Here is a 5,780-nt window from a genome sequence, read left to right as displayed (position 1 = left end):
AGCCGGAGCCGCGGCGGGCGCGGCCGCGGCCTTCGTCGCGGCCAAGTACGGCGCCGGGTCGGTCCTGCCGGCGCGGGACGGGTCCGGTCCCGAGGGCTGGGCGATCAAGGGCAACGAGGACTCGATGCTCTTCCACACGGTGGACAGCCCCGGCTACGCCCAGACCACGGCCGAAGTGTGGTTCGAGACCGAGGAAGCAGCCACGGCGGCCGGCTTCCAGCGGTGGGACCACAAGGCGCAAACCGCCCAGGAGGCGGCGCCGCTGACGCTGGTCGACGTGCCCGACGGCCCCTACGGCCCGGGCTCGGCGGCGGCGGGGCCGCGGGGCAAGGGCCCGGAGGGCTGGGCGGTCAAGGGCAACGAGGACAGCAAGCTCTATCACACCCAGGAAAGCCCCTGGTTCAAGCGCACGCGCGCCGAGGTCTGGTTCATCGACGTGGCCACGGCCGAGGCTGCCGGTTTCCAGCGCTGGGACGTCAACCAGTCCTGATCCGCGCGGTGGATCCATTCCGGGCGCCTTCGATCACGGTCGGGGGCGCCCGGCGCCATAGGCGGGGGCCGACACGCGTCACAAGTCGGGCGATCTTGGTGCCGAGATTGCCCGACTTGCGACCCCAGGGCGGCCAGGGTGTCGCGAGTTGGGCGATGCGGGCCGCCCAGATGCCCATCTGGTGACGTCTCCCGCGGCCGCCCGGCGCGGCCACTCCGGTGTGGGAGACTAGGGCAGTGCCAGGTGGAGACGGGCTGCTCACTCATGATCTGATGCCCGGCGAGCGCGGTCCGCAGGACGCCTGCGGTGTGTTCGGCATCTGGGCCCCCGGCGAGGACGTCGCCAAACTGACCTATTTCGGGCTCTACGCCCTCCAACACCGCGGCCAGGAGTCCGCCGGCATCGCCGCCTCCGACGGCCGGCGCCTCCTCGTCTACAAGGACATGGGCCTGGTCTCCCAGGTCTTCGACGAGCGCTCCCTCGCCAGCCTCCAGGGCCACATCGCCGTCGGACACTGCCGCTACTCGACAACCGGCGGCTCGACGTGGGAGAACGCCCAGCCCACCCTCGGCGGGCACAGCGGCTTCACCGTCGCCCTGGCCCACAATGGCAACCTCATCAACTCCGCCGAACTGCGCGAGCACGTCATGCAGCGCGCCGACGAGGGTTTCGACGTCCACGCCGGTGAACTGCGCCGCGGCAACACCACCGACACCGCGCTGGTCACGGCGCTGCTTGTCGACGACCCAGGCAAGACCATCGAGGAGCGCGCCCTCGAGGTGCTCCCGCGGCTGCGGGGCGCGTTCAGTTTCGTCTTCATGGACGAACACACGCTGTATGCCGCCCGCGACCCCCAAGGCATCCGCCCGCTCGTCCTCGGCCGGGTCGAGCGCGGGTGGGTGGTCGCCTCCGAGACCGCCGCCCTCGACATCGTCGGCGCCTCGGTGATCCGCGAGATCGAGCCCGGCGAACTGATCGCGATCGACGAGGACGGCCTGCGCTCACGCATCTGGGCCGCGCCCGAACCCAAGGGCTGCGTCTTCGAATACGTCTATCTCGCCCGCCCCGACACGACGATCCGGGGCCGGGTCGTCCACGAGTCCCGGGTCGAGATGGGCCGAACCCTCGCCCGAGAGCACCCCGTCGACGCCGACCTCGTCATCCCCACCCCGGAGTCGGGCACCCCGGCCGCCGTCGGCTACGCCCAGCAGTCCGGGATCCCCTACGGTCAGGGCCTGGTGAAGAACGCCTACGTCGGCCGGACCTTCATCCAGCCCAACCAGACCATCCGCCAGCTCGGCATCCGCCTCAAACTCAACCCGCTGCGCGAGGTCATCCGCGGCCAGCGGCTGGTGGTCGTCGACGACTCGATCGTGCGCGGCAACACCCAGCGCGCCCTGGTGCGGATGCTGCGCGAAGCCGGCGCCGCCGAGGTGCACGTGCGCATCTCCTCACCCCCCGTGCGCTGGCCCTGCTTCTACGGCATCGACTTCGCCACCCGGGCCGAACTGATCGCGACCGGCTTGGAGGTGGAGGAGGTATGCCGCTCCATCGGCGCCGACTCCCTCGGCTACATCAGCGAGGCCGGCATGATCGCCGCCACCTCGCAGGCCCCGGACCAGCTCTGCACGGCCTGTTTCACCGGCAGCTATCCCGTGCAGCTACCCGACGAGGAGCGCCTCGGCAAGGGCCTGCTGGAGTATCAACTCCCGCTCGACGTGAACTGACCGGCGAACACGCCGCATACCCAGACGCTGCGCGCTGGGTATCGTCAGCCTCGTGAACCTCGAAAAGGTGGTCTTCGCCTTCTTCGTCGTCCTCGCGGCGACATTGAATTTCGGCTTCTGGTACGGCGACTTGACCGACGCGCGCGTGCACAACGTCTACGAGCTGTATGCCGCGGTGATCGTCAACATCATCGCCCTGGTGTTCAAGTTCGGGGATCGCACCCAGATCGGCGCCCTCCACCTGGCCACCAGCCTGGTCGCCGTCATCCAGCTGATCGCCGCAGCCACGGTGTGGATCTGGGCGCGCGAGGCGACCGAAGCCGGGCTCACCGTCGAGCACATGAGCAGCGTCGTCTCCCTCTCCGCCGGCGCCCTCCTGGCCAATATCGTCTCGATCATCCTGCTCGTCATCGAGACCGCGAGCTACCAGCGGCGCTGACCGGCCTTGGGGAACCCGCTGCTCTTCGTCCGCCCGCTGCTGCGGATGCGGGCGGTGCTGCGTCGCCTGCCGGTCGACATACCCACCGACATCCCGGCGACGGATGCCATCTTCCTCGTCCTGCGCCGCATGCGCTGGCCCCTGATCAGCCTCATCATCGTCTTCACGATCGCGGTCTTCGGCCTGTCCGCCGCCCCGGGCTTCGACGCCGACGGGAATCCGCGCAAGCTCACCGTCTTCGAGTCCTTCTACGTCATGAGCTACACCGCCACGACGATCGGATTCGGCGAGATCCCGCAGACGTTCACCACCCAGCAACGGCTCTGGGTCACCTTCACCATCTACGCCACCGTCATCGTCTGGGCCGTCGCGATCGGAACGATGATGGCCTTGGTGCAGGACGAGGTCTTCCGTGATGCCGTCGCGGCGCAACGCTTCGGCCGCAAGGTGCGGGGTATCCGCGAGAACTTCCACATCCTCGCGGGCTACGGGCAGGCCGGGCGCCAGGTCGGCGCGGGGCTCGACTGGCTCGGGCGCCGCTTCGTCGTCGTCGAGCGTCTCGGTGCGCGCGTCGATGCGCTCGGCACCGACCAACTGGCCGTCGACACCCCGGGCGTCGAGGGCGATGCCGCCAATCCGGCGCTGCTCGGGATGGCCGGCCTCGGCAGCGATCACTGCAAGGGTGTCTTGGCCCTGACCGACGACGACGACACCAACCTCGGGGTCGTCCAGGCCGTCCACCTGCTGCGTCCGGAGGTCCCGGTCATCGCCCGGTGCACCGACCGGCGCATCGGTGCCTATATGGAGAGCTTCGGCGCCGAGGCCGTCATCAACGCCTACGACCGATTCGGCGGCTACCTCACCCTCGCGCTGCAGAAGCCCGCGGTCTACCAGCTGATCACGTGGCTGATGAGCCCCGGCGGCACACCGCTGCCGGACCGCGGCACCGCCGTCCCCGGCGGCAAGTGGCTGGTGTGCGCCGAAGGCCAGTTCCGCGACGAGATCGACCGCGACCTGCTCGCCGCCGGCTACACCGTGGACCACGTCTTGCCCGACGGCGCCCTCGACACCCTCGACTCCATCGTCGGATTCGTCGGCGGGACCGATCGGGATACGACCAATCTGGCGCTGGCGGCGACGGTCCGCACGGACGCCCCCGACGTCTTCGTCTGCCTGCGCCAGACCAAGGCCAGCTCCGCGGCGCTGTATGAGGCGTTCGCCCCGGACAGCCTCTTCGTCCCCACCGAACTCGTGGCCCGCGAGGCCTTTGCCCGGATCGTGACGCCGCGCACGTGGGGATTCCTCGAGTACGCCATGACGCAGGACGACGAGTGGGCCGAAGACCTCGTCCGCCGGCTCGTCGATCGCTGCGGCTCGCGATCCCCCGACCCCTACGGCCTGACGATCGACACCACCTCCGCTCCGGCGCTGGCCCGCTGGCTCCGGCGGAACACGTTCACGATTCGCGACCTGCTGAGCAACCCCGACGACCGCGACGACGCCACCGGCAACGCGATCCTCGCGCTCGGCCGGGACGGGCAGATCGCCTACGACCCCGACCTGGATACAGCACTGGAGTTCGGCGACGAACTGCTCGTCGTGTCCCAGCGGCGCTCCTTCTCCCGGCTCAATGACGTGCTCTTCAACGACGCCGCGGTGGAGTATGTCGCCACCGGCCGCGAGGTGCCGAGCACCTGGATATGGCGCAAGCTCACCGGCAGCCGCCGCGGCGCCTGACGCCACCCACCGGGCGCGGACGCGGCATACGACCCGCTGCCCTCGGCACGTAGGCTGGCCCGCGTGAGCGAAGGCCCGATCACCTATGCCGCAGCCGGAGTCGACGTCGAGGCGGGAGACAAAGCCGTCGAGCTGATGAAGGCGTCCGTCGCGCGGGCCACCCGTCCGGAGGTGCTCGGCGGGCTCGGCGGTTTCGCCGGGATGTTCGACGCCTCGGCGCTGGCCCGGATGGCCCGCCCGGTCCTCGCCACCTCTACCGACGGCGTGGGAACGAAGGTCGCCATCGCGCAAGCCCTCGACATCCACGACACCATCGGGTTCGATCTGGTCGGGATGGTCGTCGACGACATCGTCGTCAGCGGAGCCGAACCGCTGTTCATGACCGACTACATCGCGTGCGGCAAGGTGGTCCCCGAACGGATCGCCGCCATCGTCTCCGGCATCGCCGGCGCCTGCGCCCAGGCCCGCACCGCCCTCATCGGCGGGGAGACGGCCGAGCACCCCGGGTTGCTCGAGACGGACGAGTATGACGTGGCCGGCGCCGCCACGGGTGTCGTCGAGCATGCCGAGGTGTTGGGTGCGCACCGGGTGCTCCCCGGCGACGTCGTGCTCGCCCTCGCGTCGTCGGGCCTGCACTCCAACGGCTATTCGCTGGTGCGCCGCGTCATCGCGGCGGCCGGGTGGGGGCTCGAGCGGCACGTGGCGGAGTTCGGGCGCACGCTGGGCGAGGAGCTGCTCACCCCCACCCGCGTGTATGCCGCCGATCTCCTCGACGTGATCCGCGACGAGCGCGTACGCGACGGGGGCGGCATCCACGCCCTCTCGCACGTCACCGGCGGCGGCCTCGCCGCCAACCTCGCCCGCGTGCTGCCCGGGGGCGTGCACGCCACACTCGACCGGTCCACCTGGACCCCGCCGCCGGTCTTCTCGGTCATCGAAGGCCTGGGCCGGGTGCCCCAGCCCGATCTCGAACGCACCCTCAACATGGGCGTCGGCTTCGTCGCCCTGCTGCCCGAGGCCGCGGCCGACGCCGCCGTGGCGCTGCTCGGCGAGCGGGGGATCCACGCGTGGCCGATCGGGCACGTCGACACCGAAGCGGCCGCCGCGGTCGAACCGGGCATCGAGGTGGTCCGGGGCGCCAAGGGCGTCACCGGCGGCTCCGTCCAGGTGCTCGGGGAGTACGCCCGCTCCTGAAACCCGCGCTCCTCAAACGCGGCCGCCCTTCTCGTGCCGCGCCGGGTCGTGCCAGCCCCGAGCCGAGGCCGACCGGCGGTATGCCGCGCCGTCAGGCGGGAGTGTCAGGTGGGAGTGCACCACAGCCGGGCCGGGGGTCCGGTGGCGACGCAGAAGCGGCCGTCGAAGGCCGCGGCGGCGGTCAGCCGGGCGG

The 5,780-nt window shown here is 70.8% G+C and carries 5 protein-coding genes; all 5 read left to right on the top strand.

Features of this window, described 5'->3' with window-relative positions; genetic code table 11:
• Positions 1 to 490: sunset domain-containing protein (locus BN11_RS24680; protein ID WP_456152338.1), on the top strand; the 490-nt coding region annotated here is incomplete at its 5' end.
• 236 nt (positions 491 to 726) lie between these two features.
• Positions 727 to 2,217, top strand: a complete 1,491-nt coding sequence (gene purF, locus BN11_RS09935; protein WP_083433666.1) for an amidophosphoribosyltransferase — start codon at positions 727 to 729, stop codon at positions 2,215 to 2,217.
• 52 nt (positions 2,218 to 2,269) lie between these two features.
• A complete protein-coding gene (locus tag BN11_RS09930) occupies positions 2,270 to 2,656 on the top strand; it encodes a DUF6394 family protein (RefSeq protein WP_048697175.1) in 387 nt (128 codons plus the stop codon).
• 6 nt (positions 2,657 to 2,662) lie between these two features.
• Positions 2,663 to 4,393 carry a potassium channel family protein gene (locus BN11_RS09925; protein WP_048697171.1) on the top strand — a complete coding sequence of 577 codons (1,731 nt, stop codon included), beginning with the start codon at positions 2,663 to 2,665 and terminating at the stop codon, positions 4,391 to 4,393.
• A gap of 63 nt (positions 4,394 to 4,456) precedes the next feature.
• On the top strand, positions 4,457 to 5,587 hold the full coding sequence (purM, locus tag BN11_RS09920) for a phosphoribosylformylglycinamidine cyclo-ligase (RefSeq protein ID WP_048697167.1): 1,131 nt from the start codon (positions 4,457 to 4,459) through the stop codon (positions 5,585 to 5,587).
• Positions 5,588 to 5,780 lie beyond the last annotated feature (193 nt).

This window comes from Nostocoides australiense Ben110 (assembly GCF_001050535.1).
GTDB lineage: Bacteria > Actinomycetota > Actinomycetes > Actinomycetales > Dermatophilaceae > Nostocoides_A > Nostocoides_A australiense.
This window is presented reverse-complemented; position numbering and strand designations above follow the sequence as displayed.